Source organism: Gimesia algae, assembly GCF_007746795.1.
In the GTDB taxonomy this organism is placed as follows: Bacteria; Planctomycetota; Planctomycetia; order Planctomycetales; family Planctomycetaceae; genus Gimesia; species Gimesia algae.
Genome location: NZ_CP036343.1, coordinates 2,779,995 through 2,802,993, shown reverse-complemented (window position 1 = coordinate 2,802,993; position 22,999 = coordinate 2,779,995). Strand labels below are relative to the sequence as shown.

Annotated in this window: 14 protein-coding genes; 1 reads left to right on the top strand and 13 read right to left on the bottom strand. The window is 49.8% G+C overall.

The window, feature by feature from the left end; translation table 11 throughout:
- The first annotated feature begins 2 nt into the window (after positions 1–2).
- A complete protein-coding gene (locus Pan161_RS10200) occupies positions 3–2,684 on the top strand; it encodes an amidohydrolase family protein (protein ID WP_145226428.1) in 2,682 nt (893 codons plus the stop codon).
- Between the two features lie 893 nt (positions 2,685–3,577).
- Here Pan161_RS10200 and Pan161_RS10195 read toward each other — a convergent pair.
- The 13 genes from Pan161_RS10195 to Pan161_RS10135 all read right to left on the bottom strand — a co-directional run bounded on the left by Pan161_RS10195 (position 3,578) and on the right by Pan161_RS10135 (position 22,979).
- Positions 3,578–5,074 carry a DUF6519 domain-containing protein gene (locus tag Pan161_RS10195; RefSeq protein WP_145226426.1) on the bottom strand — a complete coding sequence of 499 codons (1,497 nt, stop codon included), beginning with the start codon at positions 5,072–5,074 and terminating at the stop codon, positions 3,578–3,580.
- An 11-nt stretch (positions 5,075–5,085) separates the two neighbouring features.
- Positions 5,086–7,329, bottom strand: coding sequence for a hypothetical protein (locus Pan161_RS10190; RefSeq protein ID WP_145226424.1), 2,244 nt, complete (start codon positions 7,327–7,329; stop codon positions 5,086–5,088).
- Complete coding sequence (locus Pan161_RS10185) at positions 7,326–11,966, bottom strand: putative baseplate assembly protein (protein WP_145226423.1); 4,641 nt, start codon at positions 11,964–11,966, stop codon at positions 7,326–7,328. The genes Pan161_RS10190 and Pan161_RS10185 overlap by 4 nt, the downstream gene beginning before the upstream one ends.
- Entirely contained in the window at positions 11,963–14,803 is a 2,841-nt protein-coding gene (locus Pan161_RS10180; protein ID WP_145226421.1) for a baseplate J/gp47 family protein, read from the bottom strand. Before Pan161_RS10180 ends, Pan161_RS10185 begins: the two co-directional genes overlap by 4 nt.
- On the bottom strand, positions 14,803–15,177 hold the full coding sequence (locus Pan161_RS10175) for a GPW/gp25 family protein (RefSeq protein WP_145226419.1): 375 nt from the start codon (positions 15,175–15,177) through the stop codon (positions 14,803–14,805). Before Pan161_RS10175 ends, Pan161_RS10180 begins: the two co-directional genes overlap by 1 nt.
- 3 nt (positions 15,178–15,180) lie before the next feature.
- Positions 15,181–15,504, bottom strand: coding sequence for a hypothetical protein (locus Pan161_RS10170; protein ID WP_145226417.1), 324 nt, complete (start codon positions 15,502–15,504; stop codon positions 15,181–15,183).
- Positions 15,505–15,517: 13 nt separating this feature from the next.
- Positions 15,518–16,057 carry a phage baseplate assembly protein V gene (locus Pan161_RS10165; protein WP_145226415.1) on the bottom strand — a complete coding sequence of 180 codons (540 nt, stop codon included), beginning with the start codon at positions 16,055–16,057 and terminating at the stop codon, positions 15,518–15,520.
- Positions 16,054–17,211, bottom strand: coding sequence for a hypothetical protein (locus tag Pan161_RS10160; RefSeq protein ID WP_145226413.1), 1,158 nt, complete (start codon positions 17,209–17,211; stop codon positions 16,054–16,056). Before Pan161_RS10160 ends, Pan161_RS10165 begins: the two co-directional genes overlap by 4 nt.
- Before the next feature lie 101 nt (positions 17,212–17,312).
- Positions 17,313–17,687: a hypothetical protein gene (locus tag Pan161_RS10155; RefSeq protein ID WP_197995813.1), complete on the bottom strand. Its 375-nt coding sequence runs from the start codon at positions 17,685–17,687 to the stop codon at positions 17,313–17,315.
- Complete coding sequence (locus tag Pan161_RS10150) at positions 17,687–18,358, bottom strand: hypothetical protein (protein ID WP_145226411.1); 672 nt, start codon at positions 18,356–18,358, stop codon at positions 17,687–17,689. Before Pan161_RS10150 ends, Pan161_RS10155 begins: the two co-directional genes overlap by 1 nt.
- Before the next feature lie 3 nt (positions 18,359–18,361).
- Positions 18,362–20,245 (bottom strand): eCIS core domain-containing protein, encoded by a 1,884-nt coding sequence (locus tag Pan161_RS10145; protein ID WP_197995812.1) that lies wholly within the window; start codon positions 20,243–20,245, stop codon positions 18,362–18,364.
- Between the two features lie 338 nt (positions 20,246–20,583).
- The gene (locus tag Pan161_RS10140; protein WP_145226409.1) at positions 20,584–20,841 is read right to left on the bottom strand and encodes a hypothetical protein; all 258 of its coding nucleotides are present in this window, start codon (positions 20,839–20,841) and stop codon (positions 20,584–20,586) included.
- A complete protein-coding gene (locus tag Pan161_RS10135; RefSeq protein ID WP_145226407.1) occupies positions 20,838–22,979 on the bottom strand; it encodes an ATP-binding protein in 2,142 nt (713 codons plus the stop codon). The genes Pan161_RS10140 and Pan161_RS10135 overlap by 4 nt, the downstream gene beginning before the upstream one ends.
- Positions 22,980–22,999: the final 20 nt, after the last annotated feature.

Genomic DNA, 22,999 nt, shown 5'->3' with positions numbered 1-22,999 from the left:
ATATGTCAAATTCACGAACGGTTGAGATCTCGATAGATCATATCCTCTCTGAGCTGGCTGCTTTTCCATTGTGCAGCTCAATCCCTTTAAACCGGCCGTTAATCAGCATTGATTGTGATTTAAACGGAGCGACGAAGCACCTGTGGAGACAAACCGAAATACATTTTACTTCCCGATTCCCACACATCGGCCTGGATGAATTGATCTCCATGCGAAATTCGATCTGGTTCGGGGACTGTGCTGAGGGAACTCGGTCCCTTGCGGATTATGTCAAATGGCTGGCATCCCGCTGGTTGGTTTCAAGAGGGGCAAATGCTGAACCAAAATCTCCCAGCAGAAATCAGGAGAAAGAAGCCTACGACCCTGTTGCCCGTCGAGCCTGGCGCTGGATGACGTTTTCCTTACCCGGCGATTTACTTCTGGCAGGGTTATCGCAAAACGGACGAGGCCCTGTGAGAGTCAACATGCTCGCCCCCGCCGTGGAGGCGCTACTGAGAAATGGCGGCTACGCGGAAACACATCTTCATCTAGGTGCTGCTCTGGACTTTTCGACAGCCTGGGCTTCTGCCATGAATTTGGTCGGCCGTGGTGCAGGGCTGGCACAGGCAATGAAATGCGAAGCGTTCGCCAGTGCAGGAGCTGAGCACGAAGAAGGTGTCCACCTCTCCCAGTGGCTGATCCGGGCGGCCATTGTCAGGTACTTCCTGGGAGCATTTCTGGCAAAGCGGACTCGGGTTGAGTCCTTTCAGGCGTATATGATGGAACTCGAGGAGAAACAAGTATTACAGCACCGGTTTTTTAATCCGGGGCACTTTCCAGTGGTCCGACGGGCATTTCAAGACCTGTTTCAGGGCAATATAACGACCTTTTATAGCGGATTCCCTGAGACATTCAAACTGATGCAAAACGCATATAATGCGCTCACCAGGGCCTCCATTCGCCCCTTGCCTAAACAGCTTGATCAGGTTCAGAATCTCGACCCTCTGTCGGATTTTTTCAACGTGAATGGACATGCTGGTCCTTCAGTCCAATTGCAGTTTCTGCAAAACGGTCTGGATTATCTGGGGCGATCACCAGACGATAAGTTGTTTGCCACACTATTCTGGCAGGTCGAACGTGTGCGCGGACAGATCTATCGACATTGTATCCAGCGACCATTAACCCCGGGCCTGATGAATTTTATTCGCTTCTATGATAGGAAAGGGGCAATTACCGGGTTGCTGAAGGATATAGAATTCGAGTCTGCGGGCGCATTGGGGGGAATTGGACACGGGCTCGCTTCACTGGAAGTTCGTTCCAGTCCGAGTTCAGACTATCATTCACAGCTCAGCGAATTGAGTAAGTGGAAACAGCAGATCATGCAGCTCCGGAAGCGGAATTACAAGAATGAAGCGACTCTGCAGCATCGTCGAAATGGACGGCTACAAACGGATGCCTGGAAGAATGTGGAATGTGGTGTCGTATTACACTATTTGAAATTTCGTGGGCAGCACTCTGATCGAGGCACCCCATTGGCATTTGATCAAGAGAATCATGCGGATCCGTCAGCGAAACAGAATTCAAGTGGCTTTCGTTGGCAGGCATTTTCGCGACATACCCAGAAACGTTCCGATGTGATTAGACATACTCTAAAACGTTTCCCTGATTTACTGTTTTTATTGCGAGGACTTGATGCCTGTCGTGATGAGCATGGGGTCCCCACCTGGGTCATTTCTCCGATGTTCAAAGCCGTCCATGAAGGCGTCCGCCAGATTTCAGAACGAGAGCGAGCTCATTCAAAGCCGGAACCGCCGCGACTAAGGTCGACGGTACATGTAGGAGAAGATTTCGTTCATCTGGCTACAGGCCTCCGCTACATGGATGAAGCAATCGAACACATTCCCCTCAATGGAGGAGACCGTGTGGGGCATGGGTTGGCTCTGGGAATTGAACCTGCAGAATGGGCGCTTCGTGCAATGCGTATTGCCATGTCCCGCGAAGATCGTTGGCTGGACCTGATCTGGGAGCGGAACTGGCACAGCCGTCACGGCTCTCAATTCACTTCGAATCGAAGAACCTATGTCGAAGATGAAATCATCCGCCTTTCCAACTGCATCTTTCAAGATAATAATTTTACCTGGACTCCCCAAAATGCCGACCAGTTCATTCAATGGCTCCACAATCCGAAGGCCCTCAATCGGCTGGGATTTCCTAGTTCAATGCTTCCCAGAGGCTTAGAATCTGACCCTCTGGCATTCCAGTTAGGGCGCTATCTTACGGAGCCTGGAATCTATCGTCGATGTCGTGAGATTGAATGGGTTTCCGTTTCTGACGACGCCGATGCGTTGATCGAACTACAAAGACTCGTACGTTTGCGGTACGCGAATACCGGGATCACGATCGAGGTCAATCCTGTTTCTAACTTATTGATCGGAGATCTGTCAGATCTGAAAAAACATCCTCTTTGGAGAATCACCCCTGGTTTAGGGAACGATGTGGGAGCGACCTTGAGAATTTGCGTTGGATCGGATGATCCACTCCCTTTTGCAACTACATTACCGGAAGAGTATCAGTTTCTGTTCGATTCACTCGTGCTGGCTGGTCGCTCGCAAGCTGAGGCAAGGGTATGGCTGGAACATATCAGACAAGCTGGAATGGAATCACGCTTTACCACGCCTCCGCTGCCTGTTGGACTGGAGAAGTGAATTTGAATCATCTTCTCTGTGGTTCAAGCTGTTGAAAGGGAAATCGAAATCATATTATTTCAGTATCAATATATATTGCACTCAATTATGAGGGTATAGAACGTCCAGGAACACGCTCTTTTCCAGGATCGGATCAGCAACCTTTCTGATCCCCCTTCCTACAGTTTCAACCTGTGGATTTCAGCGACTCACAGAACAGCGTACTGTCTTTTCCAGAGATAAGAGATAGAAGATCTGGGAGGTGGTCATTATGGTGAGCACGTCACTTTTTGCACCGCATTGTGCAGAATTTATCAGTGTCCCGTACTGTTAAAGCACGTAATAAGACCTAAATCAAGTGCCCAGCATTTCTGAGATACTGCATTGACTAATTATAAGGAATGCAGCTAAATCGAGTTACATCAACTGGATTCGCCTGGAATACCCTGAAATATGAAAAACTGTAATTAGGACAGTAAAGATTCTGAATCAGAAGCAAAATCCCTCTCGTGGCGAAATCTTAATTCTTAAGCTCTGCGATGATGTAGAGATCGTTTGATTATTCTGCTGCGGATGCCGTTTCTTGTGAAATCAGGACCGAGAGAAAACTCACCAATAATATGAGGTGAGTTGTCGTTTTCTGTAATAAAAGAAGGATTTGTGATTTCACTTCAGGCAGACGGAGTGCTGTCTCGAGTTGAATCGGGGTACCTTTTAAGAATTTTGTTTCAATCGCTGATGGATTCCATTCAATTAAATATCAATCAGACGAAACACCCAGTCAAGTTAGATCTCATGCGAATCGCATCCCATTTAGAAGAGATATAAAATGGAATACAGGAAATCTGCTATCGCAGGATTCTTTCTTACTCTGAATCCAAACGGGTGAAAAAATATTTTGAAAGTCACCGCCTCTAATCTGTATGAAACGAGAGATTATTACGTAAATCAAGGATCGTTGCATTATTTACATCTTTAATGAAAGCAAGCGGAGCGTAATGATGCTGAGTATAGCGGGCGGGCACCAGTTCGGGGGCCTGTTTCTCTTTTTCTTTTGAGACAGGCCAGATGATATCGCCGGACGCAGCTCGCGCTGGAATCAGCCAGTAATCGCCCGCTTTGAAACCCGCCCCACTGACCTCACCGTTCCCACCGTCTTCAACTGGTAAAAACATTTGTATGAACAGGTTGTCTTCCAGCGGAATAGCAACCGATTTATTTTCATTATTACTGACAGTCTTTCTCACAAGAATGCCACCCGTTCCTGTGACAGGAAAATGCTTGCGGTGCTGATGATCCCACCGACGTATGAGCACTTTACCAGCAGGCGGAGCAGGAGATCTATCCGCAGGGACATCCAGCATGATTATGGTCACTCCGTTTTCTTTTTTTACAACACCGGCTTGAAACATCACGCCTTGTGCTTCATCATCCTTGATGAGTTCGATCCAATGCCCCTGCTGAATCGCCCGTGACTCGTCATGCCATGGAGTTGTCACAGTTGCAGTATTACCTTCGATGCTTGCCGCATACGTAATGCTACCATTGTCCCGGGACCATTTCAGCGTGACGGGTGGATTATCGATATCGAAAGCTGGAATACCCTGAGGGTCTGACTTACTTTGAGGATGGCCATCTATGGTACGCAAGCCATCCCAGAAGGACGTGCCACCGCTGTGAACTTCAACTCGGTAAAGCTGGTTCTCGACACCACTGTATCTCTGATTTGTTTCTTCAATGCAATCTGCCGGATCCAGCGAATTGTGGCTGCTCGAAGCGATCAATTGAGGTAGCATGTCATTAGAGTGAAGCGGTCGGAAATCGAGAGGAGAGTCAGGTTTTCCAGTTGTGCTCTTCAGGAACTCTCGAAACGTGTTCTCGGTTGCTAACAGACTATTTAGACTTTCACGATCCATTTCCTCAATTGGCACAGCTATGAATCGAACGCAGATTCGAACCCGTGTACAGGAGTCCAATCCGTTGAATGCGGAATCTTGTAGGGTGAGGTCTGAAGCCTCGCTGATGTGTTCCTCCCAAACTTTAGCAATGACGATCCGATCTGACAAATTACTGTCTGGTTCTAATTCTTCTATTTCGTATCCGTCTTTATTTACTGGCCATTCGATTAGAATACCGTCAACATAGTACCTTCCCCCTGACACCTTGAGTGAGCTATTTTTGTTTTTACTAACCGCGAATGCACCGCCTGACGGGGCTTCAGTCTCGTCGCTTGTGACATTGGCGCCGCCGTGCCAGCCGATAATGTCAGCGGCGAGTGTCTGCAGATAGTTAAATACGATCGCTGATTGTTCATTCCAGTCGGCGTCGACAATCAGCCGCCCCTGTTGCATGAGTACGCGGGTAAAGTTGTTTTTCAGATTGTATGAATCACGAGAAAAATCACCGTGCATGTCTTGTCCCTTTATGTTTCAAAGATGATTTCGGCGTCATTCCCTGCGGGAAGAAATTCCTGAAGACGCTGGCGGAGATGAGCCGCCCGTTGTGTAAAATATTCGTTGTGATATACTCCCAATTCTCCTTCATCATCCGCTCCCTGGAGTATTTTCGCTGCGCAATCATCGGTCAGCCGCATATAATCGGGATGCCCGAAAACTTTGCTTACGAACTGGGGTGCGACCCTTTTCCTGATTTCATCCGGAGTGCGCAGGAAGTTCGAATCATGTTCATTCGAATTGCTCAGGGCACGCTCGATGGCCAGTGCGGGTTGGCAATGAAACTGAGGTGGGGTTCTCGAAGCGGGAGATACATAACTGAATCGCATGCAACCGGCCGTTTGATTTCTGACCGAGAAACAGTCGGCAAAAATACAATTTTTAATCAACCCCAGTTCATGAACCTGCAAGTCCCCCATCACCGTTGTCCTGTTTGCGGATAATTTGACGAAATTTGCAGAGCCTCTTGAATCCCGGACATCCAGGATGGAATCGGAAATCTTCAAAGCGGTGATCCCAACTGCGGGGGAGTCGCACATGTCTGGCTCTGGCAGAATCAGTTCGCCGAGAATCGAGTCCTCAATAATGACCTGAGTCGGGCTACCGCGAAATTCCAATGTGGTCTTTCCCGGCACGAACGTGCAGTGACGAATCCGGATAGACTCGAACTCCCCAGTAAAAACTACCGAACCAGAGGCAAACAACAGACCATCCAGTTCGAGATGAGCGTTGGAAGATCCGCTAAACTGAAAATCGGCATTATTGTTATTGAGGTCACTGATAGTCGGCCTTTCGCGATTAGCTGACCGAACGGTCAGAGAAGCTGATTTACCCACAGTACAAGCCCACTCTCTGGTATAGTGCGCACTGTCAGCAATTTCAGTTACCGTGCAGGTGTTGTCCTCAATGTTTTCATTGAGCTCCCTGGCAAGTCTAACGCCCCCTCCTGCAACTGAAGTCTTCTCATTAAACTGGTAATCCTTCACCCCGCGGTTATATTCACCTCCACCAAGATACGCGGACGTACCATAGTGAAAACAGGTCACCACTTCGTTTGGAATGCGTTCCGGATAAAATGCCAGGACGCCGCACTCGGGGTCGACCCAGACCTTGTGGCAAGGATTGAAGTCTTTATAACGTTGTTTCAGGCGTGCCGCAGATGCCATCACGCGGTTGTAAATCAGCATGTCCCGTGTTACCGTTTTGTCTGTGGCATTTGGGGAGAGGCTTGAATCAAAAACCACTATCTCTTTATTTGAAAGCACCTGAAGTCTGGTATCATTCCAGCTGGCTGCAATCAGTAAACTGCGACCTGGACCATAGAACCGCTCGTCGATTCCGTGATAGTCAGGCTTCTCGTCAGGATTGTAATCGAGGGAGACATTGGAACCAGCCAGTAGCCCGCGATTGAGTACGATCGGCAGATTGATCTGTTGGGCTATTGTTTCAGGTGACTCTTCAGGGACGGGGAGGACGTGTAAACTACGTTCGATTCCCAAGGGATCGAAAAACCCCCAGAAACGGTCCGCTTTCTTTTGTCGATAGCTCCACCAGGGGACGAACGTTGCCGAGTCGATTTTTCTGCGATAAACAAAAAGTCCTACAGCGGGCAGGTTATGACGCCCCTGTGTGCGATGCGAATTGATACGGCGAATATCCACTGTTCTGGGTATTTCATCGAAGACAGTTCCCAACTCTGCCAGGGAGCGGCAGTTTCGAACTTCGACATTACTGCTGCGGTGGGTACGCAACTGTTTCAGTGAGGCAGAACCAGATACCATTTGCCGATATTCAACGGCTCTTGCCGGCCAGTGAACGATGGATCGCGAAAGCTCTTCAAGTAGAGCAAGCGAACCTTTTCGTTGTCTGAGTGCGATCGTGTTAGCCACTTCACGGCGTGGGAAAACCACGGCACGATTCAATGCTGACTCAGGGTCATCTCTGGTATTCAAGGCTCTGGCAGCGGACTCGTAACCGACCAGGTCTCCCAGGTAGGGCACAACCCAGTCTTCACAAGTTTCGATGAACCAGTTGTCATACCAGCGTGCCAGATCGTCTTCCAGGAGATTGACCTGTTCACCAATGACATTGAGCAACTCCCGCAGTGGCCCGCGTTTCTCTTCGGGCACGTGACCTGAATCGAGCGTCTGATACAGAAGCGGTAAGAGTCGATAGAGCTGATCTTTTCGGGAGTGAATCGTGGGATCTGTCATTTCATAATCTCCGATAAAAAGAGCGAATCAGGCACTTCATGGCTGAGAGAAGCAATTTGTGCAGACAAGATCCTGTAATTTCCCGTCTGGTCTGTCTCAAGACGCGCGTCATACACGGGAACAACCGGTTTCGGCAACTCAGTTGTGTCACTCAGTTCCTTAAACACTCTCTCCAGTGAATTGTCGGGTTTGTCGGAGTCAGAAGTTGGCGAAGTTGCCTGGTTTTTATCAATCGTATTTTTTTGCAGGGCGTTCTCAAAGGCCGACTGCGATAATGTGTTCAACACGTCGATATCCACGTAAGCCACCCCTTCGACCTGTTGAATGGTCGACAGTACTTCAGAGAGATAAAGATCCTGTGCCAGATTGCGGTTCCTGAAACTGAAAGCTGTGTAAAGCCGCTCGCGTATCGCTGATTCCACAAATTCCCAGGCGTAATCCGGAAGCAGCCGCACACGTGCGCTGATAAAGATCAAAAGCAACTCTCGAACATCAACTTTGACGGTCAGCTGTGGATCGCCATATTTCCGAAAGCTCTTCAAAAGGTTCATAAACAAATCGGAATCTGTCGTAATCGGAAGATCATCTGCACCGGCGATTGTGATGTGGACCGTTGATTGTCCTGAGACAGTCAGACATTTGGCGCTGGCCTTTTCTATTCCAGCATAATTGAGGGCGAAATCGGCATAATCGCGGACAGAGACCAGACGGTCGAGTGCCATGACTGCCAGCGGCGCATTTAAACGAATCTGCTCTGTCGTTTCCGGATCAGCCCCCCCGGTGGCAGGCAACGGATTATTGACGTCCTTCAGTCCGAGCGGTCGATTTCCGGCAATTTGTGTGATTTTTCCTGCTTTTACATTCCCCGCGACTCCCAGTCCAACACGATATTCGGCACTCACATTCTGGTGCCCGGTCGGCAGACGTGCGCCCGTTATCCCATTGCCAAACTGAACCACATCAGGGTTTGCTTCATGTTTCTTCACCACATAGTGACGGCTGCAGGCGGTCGAATCAATGAGCGACTCTTTCTCATGCCATAACAGCTCATTGACTCGCACCGAAAGTGTGCTGGCCACTCCCGAAACCGTGGGGGCTGGAAGATGCGTGAGTGGCCCTTTATTCAATGGCATGCTCTGAAACGATTGACTTGCATCACCGCTGCCGATTATCTCTTTGACCACCGTTTCACCGTGCGTGGCACGGACTACATTCGCCGAGATGGTGACGGTGTCGCGTTTGTAGGAATGTTTTAACGGAGTAGTGAGAATTATTCGCGTATGGACTTTATCCCCCGCTCGATCGACCAGAGCGTGCCGAACGTATTTAATGGTGGCGATCTCACTTGTCTTTGCGCCGTCAATGTAAAACCGTTCGCCCACAATAATAATGGTCTGTCCGGATTTCAGTTCCGGATACAATCCGTCAAGCTCAATATGCCTGTTGACATTATCTTTGACAACATTCGTGACAGGCACTTCCACTAGATTAAGTTCTTGGCTCTGGACCAGTGCTGTTGTCTTACGTAGTAGCTTAATCGACTGGTTGTCTTTTTCATCATTATTGTCTCCTTCATCTCCTTCTTCAACTTTCACTTCAGCTTTGTGCCAGGTTCCTCCATTATCTACAAGTTCGATTAAACTACCGGGGGCTGAGACATTCAGCACACCAGGTTGCACTGGAGATTTCACATCTTCTACAAGACATAAGCGATCATCTTCCGGTGGATTACGGAAAATAATCACACTTCCAGATGCTGTTCCCTCTACCGGCTGACTTAAGTAGACTGCATTGCCATCTCGCCACCTGCGATACAAGTTTGAATCCTCCGAAAACCCCTGCTCTTTGATATCCTTCCAGGTGAATTCTTCTAGAATTACTTCACGTTTCGATTTCTCTACAGAGTTTTCTTCTTTCGAAGAGGGGGAGATGATGCTCTTTTTGGGGGCGTTATATCCGAATAGTGGTATCATAGTTTTGAAGGCAAGTATTCGGGGGGCGATACGCTGTGAACGGATTTGCCGCCAGATAGCAGTCAAATTCTCCTTCACTTGTGGTGATAATCCGCTTACGATCTGGCGATACAAATCCGGGATCTCACCATGGTCTTCTTTCAGGGTGAAATTAAGAACCTCCGTCAATTTGCGACTGGACAGCGAAGACTTTCTCTGGCCACGTGACAACAGGCTCTCCAGAGCATCTACCAGTCCGACGGCTTCAGGAAACAGATCATCGGGCGATTGTTTTCGCGAATTAAGTCCATGACTGCTGACCTGCTTTTGCATCTGCTGCATACTTTGGAGTAGCAGGTGATAGCGTGACTGGTAGGGTGTGTCTTCTGTGGGAACGAACTCGGTGGTCGATAATATTTCTACAACTTTATTCAGTGACTTTGTTTCAGAGTCTGACTCAACTTTGGCTTGCAGTGAAACACTTTCAACATCCTTATTGATGTATTTTTTAAATGGATCGAGGACATTCTTTTTGGCAGAGTTTGCCTTTTCATCGTTCCTGCTCCATTCTGCAGGGTCGCCAAAAGCAGAAAGAAACTTATTACAATCATCAACAAAGTTGACACGTACAACCTTTAACAGCTTAAGTACATGTTCATCCAAAGTCTTCAGGCTCTGGATGGAACTATTCATTATAGAATTTAACTTCCTACAGTCGTCGCTTACCTTCTTAAGGGGGGCGGCGAACATTCCAATGTCAGTAGAGGTGGAAAGCGCATGTGTCTGATCTATGATGGATTGAATATCTTTTTTTAAATCTTCAAATGCTGGTTCAGGATTATTGATCGATGAGTTCTTGACTTTATTCACAAGCTGGTTCAGTATGTCCTCTAGTTCTTTGAACTTGTCAACGATCGGTGGGTGATTCTCTAGGAGTTTATTAACAAGTCTGTTGAACAGTCCTTGTGCGGGTACTGGACCCAAAGAGTCATTACTTTTATCGTTATTACTACTATTCACAAACTGGTACTGCAGACGCATCTCGACCGGCTTGGAATCTGCTGTCAGACCCGTCATTACCAACCAGCCCTCAGGATGATTAGCAGAAGTACGTTGTGCATCTTTCACAGCATCTGCAACGTCGACAAAGTCTGGCTCGTCATCAAGTGCCATTTTTTTTAAATGCATTTTTACCAGAGTCTCATACTTACCAGATTGATAATCCGTATCGGGTGTCCCATTGCGTTTCGAATCAAACGCGCCATTTGATTGATCAGTAAAAGTTGCCCATGCAGTGAGAAATGCCGTGCGAAACTGCTTTTTCTCAGAAGCGGAATCCGTCTCGTTTTCATCATCGGTATCCGTCTCATTGGAGATCCCATCCAGATCCTCAAGCAGCTTCTCTCCCGTGTCCCTTAAAACTCCAGCGGGCCATCCTTCGACAATTTGGGTGATTCCACTAGTTTGATCTTCAATTGCTGTTCTGACCTTCTTTCTCATTTCGTTGACAGCAATGTTATCGCTGATACCACCATTTCCTGAAGAGGCATCGCCCCATGCTTCTTTCAGTATGGCTACGACCTCGGCTAGATTATCCTGGTCGGAAAGGAACTGATTAATCAGGGGCTTGAGATCACTCGTCACTGAATTTAAAAAAGCAGCTATTTTTTCTTTAAATAATGTATGGAGGTCTGCTGTTTTTTGTTTAACTGACACGATCGATTTAAGCTGTCCCTTCCAAACGGGAATCTGGGTATCAATACTTGTATCCAGTTTAATAAGACTGGATTGAGGTGACAGAGAATCGCTGTATTTGGTTGATTGATTGAAGAGGGTTTGATTGAAATGAAATTCACTGGTAGTACTTTGCATTCCAGTTTGAAATGCTGCTAAAGCAGAGCGGACGTCATCCACGAATTGTTGAGTGGAATACTTAGTTCGTTTCAGCCAGACCGTTGTGGAGTTGAATTCTGCGTTGGTCTCGACTCGTAATACATACCGTTGGACATGTTTTCCATCTGGGAATGCAAAAACAATCAGGTCATTGGGAACTAAACGTGTTGTAATTCCGCCAACCGTGATAGAGTTAACCTGGTAAACGGTTTCCTCCCCTATGTCTTGTGGAATAGTTTGACGCGGTCGAATAGCATTCCATTCCGGTCGGCCCACCAGATCTTCTGCCGTTTCGAAGGTTTGGGGCAGTTCCTTGTCGCCGGGGACGCTTTTGACCGCAGTGCCTTTGGGGATCATGGTCTCTTCTGTGGACTGTTGCGGGGCTTTCTGAAGTGTAAAAGCAAGATAGACACTTGAGGCAACTCCCGGGCCGGGACGGTAACCGATCAAGCCCGATAATTCAGCCAGCGAGCGATGCTCTGTGGCTGTGCGCAGATAACCTTCGTTAATAAACCGTTCGTTATAAAACGTCAATACGTCACCCACTGTCGCCCAGGCGTCGAGCAGCGCAATTGAGGGATCCGACAACTTTCTGGTGTGCAGTTTTTTCAGTTCCGGATACTCACTGCTCGAGAGCCTGCGTTGCAATTCTTCAAAAAATGTACTGTGCGTGCCAACGCGACAACTCAGTGCATTCTCACCCGCCGGATTCACCACGGATTGCGGTGCTGCGACAGGTGGTTGTTCAGAACAATCGCAGTCGTGCCTGCAGCCACAAACTTTCGTTTTCATCTTCCCCCCTTAATATGCAAACCCAGTGTTCCAAATTCAGGACGAGTGCGATCATTATCGAATCGGACAATTTCCTGTGAATGAAGTGGCAAGACTCCAGTTTCGATTTCACCCGCGGGGCCTTCCCCGCTGCGGTGCAGTGCAGTGACTTCGAGATGAATGATACGATTACCCAGGACTCGGGTTGCTTCTGCTACAATTCGGCTGAGAAAAATTCCCTCACCAAATGTCTGTTGATCTGGATGAAAGAATGCCAGGGCACCATTTGACAGAACCTGGCGACTGAACAGCATATTCAGCTCGTCGCGGATCTGCTCCCTGATGACATGCGAATTCAGACACAGGGACAACGTCAGAACCGGAACGACTCGGTCCGCAGCGCGAACGTTCACCGCATGGCCGATGCGTCGATAACGGTTCAGGGTCTGGTGAATTCGACTTAATAAATTCGCCTCTGCGGTTTCCCTCCCTTGAGGGTCAACTGCGACCAGCACTTCCTGTTCATGTCCCGTCCAGCGAAACGTCACTTTTGTGCGTTGTAGCAGATGCCCGTATTCCCGCATCACAATCTGTTCATAGTCTTGAGGTGTAATTGCCCGCTCCAGTCTGGTGCGTAATGGATGCGGTGCAAACAACCTGATTTCCTCAGCCGATTCCGGGTCCATGCCTCCTGCTGCCGGCAGTGGGTTGTAGATCTGTTGTATTCCAGGATACGGATCTTTGTAACTGCCGACGAAGCGAATCGATTCAGCCGGTACGTTTCCCACGGCACCATTGCCGATGCGGTATTGGGCAACCATCTTTGCTGAGGAATTATGATCCTGCAGGACCGGAGTCCGGCCGTAACCTCGTCTGCCGAAACGCAGTCTGGCTTCTCGATCATCTGACATTTCAACCACAAAGCGGGCATCATCGGGGCCACAGTCGATCAGGTCATATAGTGGCAACCATGCCTCTTGGAGATCATCCTGAATGAGGTTGATGAATTTTGTGAGGCTGACATATTCCAGTGCTTTTTTGGGTTGACCCTGGCACCCGCAAGATTTCTGTACTTGTTTGACAAATTGTTTTGCGTTCGGGAATGAAGAGGACAAATTCGCTGTTTTGTCAGCTGATTTCAGTTGTGACAGCAGGCGTTCTGCAAGCCGACGCACGTCTCGGAGTTCCAAAATGGAGAACTGATCCACAAGCTGCAGATAGCGTTCAGACATTTGATGCAGGACTACTTGGGGTACTGCTTTTCTGGGATCTTGTATCAGATGGTCTGACGCAGACGTTTCTGGTGGGGGCAACTGATCACTGAAAGTCAAATCCGAGTAGGACAGCTCTCCCATGACACCAGGCTGAGGGTAATTTATGCCCTGCTTGCCATCAGGTGTTTCCCAGGATCTTCTGATTTTAATCTGGTCATTACTGATACTGCGGCCATGGTCGACGATCAGCATGTTCCCTTTCGCGACCGCTAATGAACGATCGTCCCTGTCTTGCCAGCTGGCCTCGGCTGGTTTTCTGATCCATAGAGTAAAAGGAAGTGCGTCGGCTTCGTCCCATATGATTTTTACCAGGGGCATGCTGCAGGGTTTACCGTCTTGATAATATAAGTCGTCATGAAATTCATAGCTGACAGACGTCAGTCGAACGACGTGCCGGTGTGATGGATCCGCATCGTGAGTATTTCCCGTCCAGGGATCGATGACTTCCTCGAGCAGAAGGAAATCACCACGGTTCAACTGTATGCCGTTTTCACTAAGTGGATTTGAATTGTCTGAATGTTTCTGGTCTTTCAGTGCCTGCTGACGCTCGGCGGCTCCCGCTCCCTTGGGATTGACCAGAAAAGCGGATGTTGCCCCCTGCGGCAGGCAGGGTATGGCACCACTCCAGTCGTGGATACGGCATTGATTGTGACTTTTCCAAAGGGAAGCTGTCTCACCGGAAACGGGTTCAAAAACCTGGCATCCACAGTGTTTCTGTTCCAGATTTGTCAGCGATTTTTTTGTGAGTTCCGATAATGACGAAGCCGGCCCCGTTTCTGGCAGTGATAAAAAGAACAAATCCCTGGATTTCAGCCGCGGTAGATTTTCGGATACATCGAGGTGGATCCAGGCGCGGGCATTGCAGCCTTCATGAACTCGATAGTCGACCAGCCGCGCGTGACGGCGTAAAGAATGCCGGAGCCGGGAGGTTCCGAGATAAGCTTCAGTGGCAACTGCATCCTGATAATAGCTCAGGTGATCAGCAGAATACGCCAGTAGTTCGACGAGCATCACGCCAATATCTGCCGGGCACCTTTCCTGCCAGTCAGGCATGGTTAATGACAGCCGGTCCAGAATCAACCGGCGGAACGACGCATAATCTTTTGCCAGATAATTGATCTCAGAGGGAGCTATTTTATGAGTCGCCGTATTTCGGGACTGCCTGCAATCAGTTTTGGCAGGTGCAGTTGAATTGAACCGGAATATGACACAGGCAAAAAAATGGTCGAGGAAGGGACGCTGCGATTGAGGGTCGTCTATCGTGAGCGAGTATTCCACATCGCTGGCAACAGAGGCCAGTATTTCTAATGTCAAGTAGTTCTCAGAAGCGGAGCGATTTTCGGTATCGATCAGGTCTACGGGAATCCGCTGTGAATTATTACAGTCCCGCAGCACAAGCTGATCCGTTTTTACCCAGTCGGGGCGTTTCCTCCCGAGAAAATGAACCCGGATTTTTCGGAAGCTCGAATTTGGATCTTGATGTGAGCAGACTTCTACGAAATCCAGGCCAAAGACGCTGATAGAGTCCTGTAGCCGTTTACGTCGTTTCGTGAGCAACTCAGGGGGAGTCAGTTCTGTCTTCATTAGAATACACCCCCTCCAAACGGTATGTGTGCTGTTTCCTCATGGATTTCCTCGTCTCCCTGTAGCTGGTACTTCAAATCGACCCGAAGCGTTGATTCGTCGGGGACCGCGTTGAGTTCGATGATATTAATGACATCTCCCAGCCAGCGCTGCAGGCCTGCTTTCGCGACAAACTGGATCACCTCTGACAGCTCACTTGAATTTCCTTCGAAACACATGCGGGAAAGGGGGGTGCCGAAATCAGGTCGATTCACCCGCTCGTGTGGATGCGTTAGCAGAAATTGCAACAGCATATCGACTTTGTGCTCGCGCCATGTTGTTGTCGCTGTTTGTCCGTAACCGTCATAAGACCATGAAAAATCGATGTGTAGCATCGTTTAGTTTCCCGTCACACGAGTCTGAGTGGTAATTACTAGTAAACCTGTTCCCGTGGGAATGCAGGTTGCCTGACTGTCCTGCAGCAGCAGGGGTTGCCCCATTGAAGTGACGCGTGTTGCGGACGTCGTCCACTGACCTGTCACGCAGGGGCCATTGCCGGCAGTGGGAGACGGCATCGTACATCCTGAGACCGAGTAGGGCGACGTGACCTGAACTGTCGGTTGTCCCGAAACCAGGACGCGCGAGTTGACCGCCATTGGCTGGGCATTGCCGGCGTGCAGGCACTGTACCTGGGCACCGACGTGTAACAGGAATCCTGGCATCTGTGTCTCCCTTTCATAAAACGGTTAGTGCCTGATCGTTAATATCAACCATGTTTCCCACCATTTTCAAAGTTGCTCCGCGGCCATTTTCGATGAATATTCCGAGGTCGTTGATCATAATTCTGGCTCCGGTAGCCGTGCTTAGTGTGATTCCGCCCGTGGGTCCCGGCACATCGCTGATTGAAATGCCGTTGCCCAGGGGGGTCTGCAGCGTGATGCCGGGTACTAATGGTGGGATCGACTTTGCCAGCGCGGGAACTTCTGCTGCCGAGCCCCAGAAGCAGCCGACCCATATCGGATAATCGGGATCCCCCTGTTCGAACTCCACCCAGACTCCAGACCCCATGATGGGCAAGGCATAGAATCCATTATTCGGTCCCGCCAGGGGGAGACAGGGTAACGCCCAGGTCGAAATGTCCGTCCCCAGTACATCCGGTACCTGTACCATCAGTCTTCCCTTGTTGAGAGGATCAACATTATTGATCACTGTTCCTCGATATTTACCGAGGTAGGTTCGGATTCCTGTGTGTGGATCTTTAGTTTCAATACTCATACAGGTACCCTTGAGACCGTTGAGACCAGACCGTTTCGTGACAGTTTGAAAGATTGTAGATACTCGCCGCGCTTGATTTCATGTGTCACACTCTTGACGTAATACAATCCGTCAAAGGCTTTTCCCGCACCCCGCACTCCCACCAGTTGACGTGCTTTTAACAGCCGACCGTAGCGCGCTACATTTAAGACCCCCTCAGCCGTGACGCATTCTGCGGCAGCGGAACTTCTGGCAAGACCGTATTGCATGGCCTGGGGGAATGACATTCTGGCAACGTTGGAGAGTGGTTCCTTTCGGAAGGCCGTTGGAGAGATATTTGCAAGTGTGGGATTCAGCAGGTTGATATCAGGAATCGGTATGGGGATGGGCACGGGAATCTCATCCGGGCGGATCCACATCACCGGTGTCTTGTTATGTTCGTTGTCGAAGTCAAACGAAAGTGAGTTCACGTTCGTGAAAGTATCCATGTCGAGATTCAGGGCTGGCTGCGGTGTGCCGATTTTGATTTCGGGGCCCCAGTATGCCTGACTGGTCCCAGGTGACGGGCCAGGTTCGATATAAAAAACATAGCCTCTGTCGCGTGCCAGTGTGCTGAGGTAGGTATAGTCGGTTCCTTTTTGGGACAGAATTTTTTCAGAGGGATCGGAAACTTCGTCAAACACAGGTGGGATAATTTTAGGAATCACTCCCAACACAGCATATTTCGTGAGCATTAATGCAACCCGTCCTGCGACGGGCACTGCAGGGTAAGGTAATCCTGAGTAATCTACCAGATCCATGGCGACCGTGAGATCTTTGCCATACAACGTCAATTTGGGTGGGTTCGTTCCAGTACCCGGTGTGATTTTATGTTTCTGGATAAAACCGTCGATGATCACCTGCTGGCGTCCATTGATTGTGACTACCAGTATGATTCTAACGAGAGGAGGGACTGAACCTGTCAGCGGGAACAATGCTTCGAGAGGAGAATTTCTGGTAAGCTGGAACTCAAGTTCGAATCCGCTGCGAGCGAAACGCGGGAGTTCGTCTTTGCGGGAATCTTCTGTGCTCGCATTGGTGACCCGGACGCTGGTCAAGGAGTTAATGACAGACGACGGGACAGGCAGCGGTTTAACCGGGCCGGCAAGCAGTGAAAGATAAACTCCGTTGACCATGGTGTATCAGACCGGTATCGATTTTAGAAATTCGATTCATCATCCCTGCTGTTACACCTGACAAATCCTTTATCAGGTCTCAGTAGACTTCAACTGTTACTTTAAAACGGTTCGGGTGCCGGAACTCCGGGAGGCATTGCGATGCGTATCGCTCGGGGACGTCTCGTTTCGGGCAGGTCGTCCGTCAAATCAGCAGGACGCAACGCGTGATTTGCATCACAGATCTGCCAGAATAATTCAGGGTTATCCAGATATTTGTAAGCCAGGTTATCGAGTCGGTCATCTGGTCGGACAACATGCTCAGTCAATGTTTCCATTTGCCCGGGTTGCGGTAGAAATCGTCGACGGAGATGTACCACGGTACGATTGTCGGGCAGCGTACAGGTGGTGATTTCAATCTCATGGTATCGACTGTTTTCCCCAAAAGGTGAACCAGCATTAACCGCCTGTCGCATAAGTTGCTGTAGAGGGTCCATTACCTGATGCCTCCAATTCCCAGAGTTCCATAGTTAAAATTTGTGTTCATTTTTGCCAGGCTTTCTTTCTCGCGGTGATAGCGGGAAAACAAGTCACTACCGGGATGGTCGGAGCCCAGGTCATTCATATTCAGTACGCGCAAACCAAGTGAGACGGTTGCCCGGATCGGGTTTAATTCGATATCAAAGGCCTCTTCGGTCACACTGAAATCCGTCACGCGCACCGGAATAATCCTCGCCTTACTCCAGATAAACAGGGGGAGTGGTGCCTGCATCGGCAGGATCTCCAGTATCCCGGAAGCGGCTTTTTGCCGCGTGGCCTCAATCTGGCGACTCGACGGATAAACCAGCATTTCCAGTACTGCGAGTTGCGGTTGAATCCCATGCTGAATGACTACGCTGTTGTTTTTATCGAGCTGATCGGTCGCGTCGATTTCTGCCTCGAGTTTAATGGTTTCGACGGGCGGGCCTTTGAGTCGCATCGCTTCCGAACGATCCTGGCCATCCCCCCCGACTGCCGTTGCCTGTAGAGTTCGCGAGATCGAATCAGGATTATATTGGAGCGCAATGATCCCCCCCGGCACCGATCCATTCCGGATCGGCGACAGTGTCTGCGGATCGACAAGCACGATACCGCCTTTAATCAATCGAGGGGAATTAGTGAAGGTCACAGATTACGGCCCTTCTGAATTGAGGTTTTGCTGCACGAAATTCTTAAACTGGTCTGCAAACCAGCGCCAATCATTAGTACGATCAATCCAGGCATCTCTGATTGGGTTGATGAGCCCTTGACTCTGCATGGACATCCATATTGTCAGGTTGGGATCATTGCGTTCGAACCATTCGCTATTCATCCTTACGCGTTGATTGATCTCTTGAATCGCTTCATTACTTAAAGACACTTTGTCAGACATCAGTTTAAATCCCTCAATAGCGCAAAAACTGTGAAACCGTCTGTTTTTTCCTTCTCGCGCACCAACCGGGAAGTAAAAGCGAGTGAGATTGGAAGACAAAGTAGCAGAAGGATCGAATGCGAATCCCAAATTATCAGTACGAGACGTCATCACGACACCGTCAATGTCGGCAATCAGATCTGATTGAGGAGCATACTCATCCATATAGTCCTGCCTGGTCGAACGTCCGCCCGAAAGCGGACGTGCCAAGTGCCACTCGGCAGCTGCACTGGCGACATCACCCACCCAGGTCGTTACGTCGCGTTGTGAAAGGCCGCTGGGCAACGCTTGTATCAGCTTGCCGGGAAGCCCACCAGCTCCAGCAGCACCAGGAGATTGAGACTCAGCGCCCGCAACGATTGCGACAATAACATGGGTTGGATCGGATTGCCCCCCCTGTGGCAGAGTTACTTCAAACTCTCCTGACAATGTAGTGATATCATTTCTCGTTACTGCACCCCCGGCAGTTACTGTTTTTCCTCCAGCTGACGATGGCAACAGGTAATCCCAACCAGTTGAATGATACTTTGCTCTCATGATCAGCTGGGCGGTCTGTAAAGCATTCATTCCTGCATTCGATAGTTCTATTTTCTGTACCAAATCGATGAACTGTTTCATTGTGACAACGCTTGGGTGGGCAACCGTTGGTATAGGATCACCGTAGCGCTGGAGTATTGAATCGCTGTAACTTCGCTGAGTCACATGTGTCATTTCCTGAGTTGGTCTGTAATGACTTAATAAACGATCTGCAGCAGCTTCGGCTTCACGCTCGGCTGAGGAACCTTGCGAATCGTGCGTGATTTTTGATTGTAAACCAGCCATTGACTGAGACTGCTGCACAACATGAGTAAGTTCGTGTGCCAGCAGATGGCGTCCGGTATTCGAACGGTTGTCAAACTGTCCGGAAGCAAATACGAGATCAGAGCCAACTGTGTAGGCCAGGGCATTTACGGCAGAAGCTGATTGAGCTGCCAGGGAATTGGTATGGACCCTGACGCTACTGAAGTCCTGACCAAAGCGAGGTTCGAAAAAAGCCCGCGTCTCGGTATCGAGAGGTTGACCTGGGGATTGCAGGACGTCATAGACAATCGGAGGTACTTCAGTCACTTCCCGGTCAGACGTTTTCTTCCGCGCCAGTCTGCGATTGACGTATTCCTCAAACTGCGTGTATTCTTCAACCGCCTGATAGAGCTTACTGGCTTGTGCATGCGTCGTACCATTATCAAGACGGATATTCTCGGCTTCCTCCTGCTCGCCGTAGTGCCCTCCAGCAGTGGCGATCACATCACTCGCGTCGTGAATTCCAGATACATAGGTATTGAGCCATTCGATGTCCTTGTGGGGCTTATCTTTCGACCATGAGACTGCGTCAAGCGTTGTCACTCGTGTGACGAGGAACCCTTCTGCTTTCAGTGTGTTCGCGACCTCAATGCCGGTGTCTCCCCCATAACTATGTCCAATAATCTCGATCGGCGTATCTTGTGTAGCTGTACGCTTTACATAGTCTATCGCTTTCTCGTCGTCCGTCCATTCCCAGTATGTGACACCGGTGTGCTGCATAAGTAATTTGGGAAAAAGGCCTAACTCAACCGGCCCGTTACTCAAGTCAAGCGGGCGGGTGTGATCCCACAGTCCGCCGAATAATAAGATGATTTTTGGTTTGGTATTCTGTTTTCCGGGAGTGGACTGTGGCGGCGAAACTGTGCGTGCTCTCGAACTGTTTGTTGGAGTTCGTGTGAAATCCCCGGCAAGCAACGGTCGATCCGAGGCGGATGGCTTGCGCTGCAGCAGACGACGTGTTTTTTTATGACCGTGGGACTGACATGGGGAACCCGTACAATCCTTTGCCCCGCAATCGCACTTTCTCCGGAGCATGCGACTGGCAGACGGAGTCATTGGGATGTGAGACTGTGATGGGGAGACACTGGCTGTGGTTTTTTGGTTCATCGGCTCAGGTCTCCATGCATGGCGGTGGCGATCTTCTTTCCCACCGCGTCCGGCGAAGAGTGTGCATCAAGGTGAATGGGAGCTGTGCGTAACGAAGATACAGCGCCTCCTGATGTCAGATTTTGCGACGTGGAATTCTCTGTGAAGAGACGACTCAGTTCCGCCTGGACAGTCTCTTTGATCAACGGAGCAGAATCCTGATTGACGGGTAAACCGTCCAGAATGAGACGTTCGATAGTGACGTGTATCTTCATGCGGCTACTTCCTCCGCTTCAGAATATTGAAAGTCGGACTCGTTGATGGGACGCTCCAGTTTCAGGTATTCATCTTTGGCTGATTTGAGTAAATCTTCCATTGTGACGCGTTTATGTTTCGGTCGCGATGCCGCCCGGAATGCTGAGTTCAGAACGACATTTTGAATATTTCCCCCTGAGAAATGGAACTGGGCCAGCCGTTCATAATCCAGCGAGGATATGGGAATAGCGGAATCCTCTCCCTTCGCGGGTTCCTGTGGCAAGATCTGCTTCCAAATCTGCAACCGCTGATCAAAGGCGGGCATCTCAAAGGTCACTGCGAACCGCAGACGTCGTAGAAACGCGGTATCCAGTGCATTGCGGTTATTGGTCGCTAAAATGACCAGACCCCGATACGATTCCAGCCGTTGCAACAGATAGTTGATTTCGATGTTGGCATAACGGTCATGGCTGTCCTTAACCTCGCTACGCTTGCCAAACAATGCATCGCATTCATCAAAAAACAGGATGGCGCCGCATGACTCAAATGCATCGAACAGACGCCGCAGATGTTTTTCAGTCTCTCCAATATATTTGTTAACCACTGACGACAGATCAACACGATACAGATCCAGATCTAATTCTTTGGCCAGGACTTCCGCAGCCATCGTTTTTCCGGTTCCACTTTTACCGGCGAACAGGGCACTGATCCCCAGACCGCGATTCATGTGATCGATCATTCCCCACTCGTTGTAAACACACCAGCGGTGTCGAACCTGCCCGCAAAGCTGTTTGAGAATGGCCTCGCTATCGGCCTCCAAAACCAGGTCAGACCATGTAGACTTGATCTCGATTCGCTGTGCCAGTCCTTCCAGACGCGGCCTGGTACGTTCGCGACAAGCACGTCGAATCAGGCGAGCGATTTCGGAATGTGTCGGCACTTTTGCTTGTCCCGTGACGTCGTCGATCACATTCTGGATCGTTCTGTGATCCAGTGTGAATTGCCACGAAAGTTCTCCAGCCAGTTGAAGCCTGTCATCAAGGTCAGCAGGCAGTGCCTTTTTCCAGACGTCATACTGCTCCGTGACGGCAGGTGCAGTAACGTCAATACAGATATCACCTGCCCCCGGTAGATCAAGTCGCTCGCGCGTGATGATAAAGACCGGCGTCTGTACCTGTTCCAGAAGTTGCCTTACCCGGCTCGACGAGACTGGTTCTGTTGCCCCTCCCGTTTGCTGCGCATCCAGAGTCAGGACCAGATCGAACAGCGTGCTGTCTCGCTGCCAGAGCTGTGCAAAATCTTCTAAATCGAGTGCCGAGGCGGGGAGTCGTTCAAGGGGCATTCCGAACAGCTTGAGTTGAATCCGCCTGGCAAGTGCGCAGGCAAAACGCAGTGATTCTTCCGGATTCGAGCCGAGTAGCTGGACAACCACGGATGATGTCGAAGTGCTGCAGATCGTCTGCAAGGCATGATCCAGGCTGGATTTCTGAGACGGGGACAGTCCTGCACCGGTCTTTGTGAATGGTGTTGCCGAAAATGCCAGACGCACGTCGACGGATTGTACGCCGCGGAGGTAATGCAGAATGGTTTCTTCCAGTTGCAGTTCCTCCCCGAAGACAGGGGTTCCCGTGGAATGACGAAAGTCAACAAGCCGACATTTTCTCAAAGGTCGACCAGGCGGTATCGCAATCCATTCCGATTCGATCTGCCATTGCGGCTGATTAAATAGACTCATCGCCAGGCCGAAATTGGGACAGGAGTAAACGGTCTGATCCTGAATTTGCCCGCACATCCAGCCGATTTGAGTGTCGAGTTCGAAAGCCAGGCATAGAAGAAGAATGCTCTCTTCAAAGGCACTCAGCTGAAATTGATGAGATAATTGGGAGAGGGCAGAGCGAAAACCGGCAGCTTGAAGTTCTGCTTTCGCTGCGTCCAGCATCGCAGTCGCCTCAGCGACGCTGACTGACGCGGCTGGCGGTTCCGAAGTCACTGACATCGCATCCACACTATCTTTCGAGTTCCGTCTTCCCCACAGCCAGGATAATAATCTGTATTTCCGCCTGCGTGGTTTTGGAGGATGCGACACCCGCATTCGTTCCACCAGCAGGGCGCGCACCCAGGCAACAGCCGCTGTCACATAGCGATCATTTAATTCCATCCATCGTTTCTGGTCCGGTG